The organism is Paenibacillus sp. AR247 (assembly GCF_002968895.1).
In the GTDB taxonomy this organism is placed as follows: Bacteria; Bacillota; Bacilli; order Paenibacillales; family Paenibacillaceae; genus Paenibacillus_AQ; species Paenibacillus_AQ favisporus.
The window spans coordinates 195785-200383 of record NZ_PCZT01000024.1; the positions used below are offsets into that span (position 1 = coordinate 195785).

Annotated in this window: 5 protein-coding genes and 2 pseudogenes; 3 read left to right on the top strand and 4 right to left on the bottom strand. The window is 56.4% G+C overall.

What is annotated here, in order from left to right; genetic code table 11:
* Positions 1 to 441 (bottom strand): annotated as a pseudogene (locus tag CPT76_RS42355) (FUSC family protein); the annotation flags it as partial.
* Positions 442 to 638: 197 nt separating this feature from the next.
* On the bottom strand, positions 639 to 1436 hold the full coding sequence (locus tag CPT76_RS31755) for a hypothetical protein (RefSeq protein ID WP_105445724.1): 798 nt from the start codon (positions 1434 to 1436) through the stop codon (positions 639 to 641).
* Between the two features lie 354 nt (positions 1437 to 1790).
* Here CPT76_RS31755 and CPT76_RS31760 point away from each other — a divergent pair, with 354 nt between their 5' ends.
* Together CPT76_RS31760 and CPT76_RS31765 are read left to right on the top strand one after the other, a co-directional pair.
* Entirely contained in the window at positions 1791 to 2069 is a 279-nt protein-coding gene (locus CPT76_RS31760) for a hypothetical protein (protein ID WP_105445725.1), read from the top strand.
* Between the two features lie 39 nt (positions 2070 to 2108).
* Positions 2109 to 3030: pseudogene (locus CPT76_RS31765) on the top strand (L-lactate dehydrogenase).
* A gap of 4 nt (positions 3031 to 3034) precedes the next feature.
* On the opposite strand, the gene CPT76_RS31770 reads toward CPT76_RS31765, so the two are convergent.
* Positions 3035 to 3487: a hypothetical protein gene (locus CPT76_RS31770; RefSeq protein WP_105445726.1), complete on the bottom strand. Its 453-nt coding sequence runs from the start codon at positions 3485 to 3487 to the stop codon at positions 3035 to 3037.
* A 93-nt stretch (positions 3488 to 3580) separates the two neighbouring features.
* Here CPT76_RS31770 and CPT76_RS31775 point away from each other — a divergent pair, with 93 nt between their 5' ends.
* A complete protein-coding gene (locus CPT76_RS31775; protein WP_105445727.1) occupies positions 3581 to 3856 on the top strand; it encodes a hypothetical protein in 276 nt (91 codons plus the stop codon).
* A gap of 20 nt (positions 3857 to 3876) precedes the next feature.
* Here CPT76_RS31775 and CPT76_RS40905 read toward each other — a convergent pair.
* The coding region (locus tag CPT76_RS40905) for an amidase (RefSeq protein ID WP_483870083.1) at positions 3877 to 4599 on the bottom strand (723 nt) is incomplete at its 5' end.

The following is a 4599-nucleotide window of genomic DNA, read 5'->3' on the forward strand; positions in this document are numbered from 1 at the left end:
GGCCGAGAAGGTACGGAATCCGGCTGGAAGCCGAGCGGCTGCCGACCAGCAGCACGCCGATCAGGCCGATAACGCTGCCGACGAGCACGTCGGTCAGCCTGGCGCCGGCAAAATAGCCGAAGTTATGTATCCGGGTATTGGTCTCCGCCATCAGCAGCGCGTTGGGCGTAATGAACAGCATGGCCAGGGCGTAGTTACGCACGATGAGCAGTTCCGTAAAAAAGTGAACAGCATGATCGCAATGGATACGACAAATCCCTCCGGGTGGGTCCACAATATCGCGCTAGCGATGAGGATGCCAAGTATCGTTCCGAGGGATCGCTGAATCGCCCGGTGAAAGGTGGCAATGACGGTGGCGCCGAGCATCACCGAAGCACAGGAGAGCGGCACCCAGTAGGACCGGTTCAGCTGAAACGCATACGCGATAGCGGCCGCCACCATCAAAATGACACCGAACCGGATCGCCTGCAGAAATACGATCGAGTCCTTATCCAAATTGCCCTCCAGGATGCTCCGCACCGGCGTGCGGGTCAGCTTGCGGCGGTCCTGCTCCCCCTCGGGTTCCGCATCGCTAAAAATAGCATCCAGCTGCCCAACAAGGTCACTCAGATCCCGGATGCGGGGATCCGGGTCGTCCGTCAGCGGCGTTCGAACCCATGCATCCGGCTGCCCGCACGCTTCCCCTGCCCTTCTGACCGCGGCGCTGAGCTCCGGCGGCAGCTTCTCCCCACGGCCAACGGAATTTTGTCCGTAATCAGATAAATGTGGTGCGCAAGCGAGTACATCCGCGACAACCGGCGCGGTGTTGCGTCGCTTCGCCGATCGAACCCGCCTGTCGCGAGCGTGGTTTCCGCGCTGTACATGGACAGCAGCGTTTGATGCCGGGCCCGGCTGTATTCCCGGGTGCCCGCACCATCCAATAGGGAGCCCAAGTCGAGATACAGCTGGCGGACGGCGCCGATTTCGGGACCGTGCGGCCGAAGCAGCCAGCCGGCCATGGCAAAGCACCAGGCCAGCATTCCGCCTAGAAACACCAAGCCGCCGCGGAGGAACGCCTGGGAAGGATCGGGCGGCATCCCCGTAGCCAGCGTGAAGCTGAGCACGAAAAATAACGCCCCCGGACCTTTAAACTTCAGCACGCCGAACAGGTAGGACGCCGCTGCCCCGATGCAGCCCAGAACAAAGGCGGCAAGGAGCGGGTAGGGAGCCAGCAGCGTTCCAGCTGCCACAGAGAACGTCAGGCCCAGGGCGGCAAACAGAATTTTATTGGCCCTTAACGCATACGGCTCGCTCGCCACGTACAGATAGGCGAATCCGCCTGTTCCTGCCAGCATCCCGTACGAAAATTGGCCAAGCCAAAATCCGATCAGGGATGGCAGGCCAATGCACAAGCCGGCGCACAAAGCCCGGTTCCAAGGAAGCGCAACCTTTTTCATCTCCAAGGCTTGTTTGAGAGTACGCGATAAAAACGGGTGTTGCTTTTTCGTTACCCCAACTTGGATCCCCCCCCTTCCGCACCTGATCATGCCAAAAGAGCAGCCCCACACCTGTAAGGCCGCTCCCGGTTTACCATGTACTATATTTATTGCCAACCGTAATCCGCAATATGCTGAGGCCTGGTTGCTCCTCCGCCCATTTTTGAGGTCCTCTCGCATTGCGCCATGCTGCCGAAACCTTCCACTCCGCGTGAGGGGCGAATAGCCCAAGCCCGATTTTCCATAAAATAATATGTTTCACGATTTAAAGTGCCGCTTCAAATGTACCCCAGGGCACGGGGCAGGAGGAAAGGAATGAAGAAGGACCTAGGGCCCCCCAGGCGGCGTTCCGAGTTTACGGTTTGGGTCGTGTCCCGATCCGATGTGTTTACGTTTGTGGTCTACGAAATTATTCTCAGCTCTGCGGTGTATGCCGGCCTCAAGCGGGCCAACGGGCATGAGCTGATCGCCATACTGGGCAGTTCGATAAGCACGACCGTGTGCAAAAAGTGGGTTCGCCTGGATGCGCTGGCCTGGTGGAGGCGCGGGCGGGAGCTCCATATTGTTCCCTGGCCGAAATCTCCCGTAGTGTAATTTGAGGAATTCTAGCTCACGGAGAAGGAGGTGGCGGAAATGAAAAGAAGAAAGCGCAGGGTCGCCATCGTCGGCTCGGGCATGGTCGGTGCAACTGCAGCCTATTCCATGATCAACCAATCGATCTGTGACGAGATCATGATGGTCGACCGCACTTATGACCGCGCGCTGGCGCAGGCGCTCGACTTGTCGCACTGCATTGATTTTACGCATACGCGCACTTCGGTTTACGCTGGAACATATGCGGACTGTTCAGATATGGACGTCGTAATATTGACGGCAGGAGCGAATCCGAAGCCGGGCCAGACCCGGCTGGACGTGCTTGAAGAGGCGGTACTTATCACCCGACAGATCGTTACGCCGATTTTGAAGAGCAGCTTCGAGGGCATATTCATCACCGCGGCCAATCCGGTCGATATCGTCACCTATCTGATCCAGCAGTTGTCGGGCTTTCCACGGAACCGGGTCATCGGCACCGGAACGTCCATCGACTCTTCGCGCCTCAAAACGCTGCTGTCAGACATTTTTTCGATCGACCCCCGTAGCGTTCACGGGTATGCTCTGGGTGAACACGGCGAGTCCCAGTTCGTCGCCTGGTCGCATGTCACGATTGGCGGCAAACCGGTTTTGGACATTCTCTCACAACACAAGGAGCGCTTTAAGCACGTGGACCTGACGGACATCGCACCCGTCAAAGGATCTACGCATTTTTGGCATCGGTAGTGCCATTGCCCACATCACCCGCTCGGTGCTGAACGATGAGCATAAAATAATCGCCGTGTCGGCCATCCTCGAGGGAGAATACGGCGAACACGGCGTGTGTACCGGCGTCCCGGCGATTATTCACAGCGACGGGATCCAAGAAATTATCGAGCTGAATCTGAATGAAGATGAGCGCGGGCTGTTTGCCGCGTCCTGTGGCGTCATCCGCAGCAATTTGGATAAGCTGAATCTGGTCTAGCCGGCTACATCCACCGGATAAAAAATCTCTGTTCCACGGGGATTTCATGCTCCTCCGCCCATTGCAGAAGCTCTGGCTCGCCGGCGGGCTGACGTGGCTGCAGGACAAAGCACAGCTTCATCGGCACGATCCGCCGCTGCTTCAGCTTGATTCCATACCAGCGCTCGTTGATCCACACGCCCTGAATGTCCGCAGCGGGTACTTCCTTGCCTTCCAGAACAAGCTTTCCCGGTTCGAGCAGCAGTGACTTGGGTTTGCCTGCCGAGCGGAAGAGTGCAACCGTAATGGCCCCTACGATAAATAGTAACACCAGGATGCCGATGACAAAGTTGATTTTCTTGATATTATCGTCCAGTGAATTACTGATTAACAATTGAATCATAATGGCTAGAATCACAGCCATGCTGATCAAAAATTTTGCCCGCAGCGGATATTTAATAGCAAGCTGGGCACGCATGAGCTGCCCCCTTTCCGAGTGTTATTTTACATATTATGGGACGCAAGCTATACTGCTATCATACATCACTTTTCTGGAAAGGAGGAAGCCCGCGTGAATTTCGCCTTGTTCGGTCTGGCTGCTGTCTTGATGATCCTATTTTGGTCCGCTCTAGTGATTGGGGGTATCAAGCTCCTCTTCAGCAAGGGACTAAAACGCAGGCTGGACCCTTTTATCCTGTTGTCACTCATTCTTGGACTGGCTGCCGTCGCCCGGATCATCCAATGCTGGATTTACGGCCAACCTATGCCCGCAAGTCTCTTCATGCTTTTCGTTTCCATCCTTCTGGTCGGGTCATCGAGGCGGCGTTACTTGAAAAACCAGCTTTAAGTTTTCACTATCCCCCTTGCCTACTCCAGGACAGGAGGCACCCGGTGCCTGGTGGCTTGTTCATAACCGTAAGCGATCTTGATCAGCGTCGGCTCGCTGAACGCCCGGCCGATAAAAGTAATCCCCTGAGGCCCTTTAGTGGTATAACCCCCGGGTGCAATGACCCCGCGCTCGGCGAATCCGCCAGGCACGGTAATGACCGGGAAACCGGCCCGTGCCGCCAGGTCATCGCCCCCTTCACTCCCCAGAAACAAGAGGGCATCCAGCTTATGCTCATCGAAAGCCCCGTTCAGCCCCTGCCTTGCCTGACTGACGCTGCGCTTCAGGCTGTCGGTATACTCTTTTTCGGTCAGCGTGCCGCTGGTAGCCTCCGAATGGATCAGAACATCCTGCCCGTAGCGGAGGCAGGTATCCGCATGCTCCTCATTGAACCGGATCACCTCTTCGAGTGAATGCACCGGCACGGTTTCCGGCAAGCGGGACAAGTAGTCATTGACCCCTTTTTTAAATTCATAGGTCAGCACATGCCCATCCCACTCCGCCTGCTCGCAGGATAATTCAACCGGGTCTATGATCTCCGCTCCCTTCTCCTTCAGCACCCTGATCGCGGCTTCGATTATATTCAGCCTATCCTCATCAAGATCCTGATAGTAAAACCTCGGAATCCCGATTCTCGCCTGCGGGAGAAATTCGGCATCCAGAAACGGAGTATAGTCCGTGTAAAATTGACCGCTGCTGCCTTG

What these genes read in the sequence shown, in the direction of transcription:
- CPT76_RS31755 (WP_105445724.1), bottom strand. Translation starts at nt 1,436, where the DNA reads ATGAAAAAGGTTGCGCTTCCTTGGAACCGGGCTTTGTGCGCCGGCTTG.
- CPT76_RS31770 (WP_105445726.1), bottom strand. Translation starts at nt 3,487, where the DNA reads ATGCGTGCCCAGCTTGCTATTAAATATCCGCTGCGGGCAAAATTTTTG.
- CPT76_RS31760 (WP_105445725.1), top strand. Translation starts at nt 1,791, where the DNA reads ATGAAGAAGGACCTAGGGCCCCCCAGGCGGCGTTCCGAGTTTACGGTT.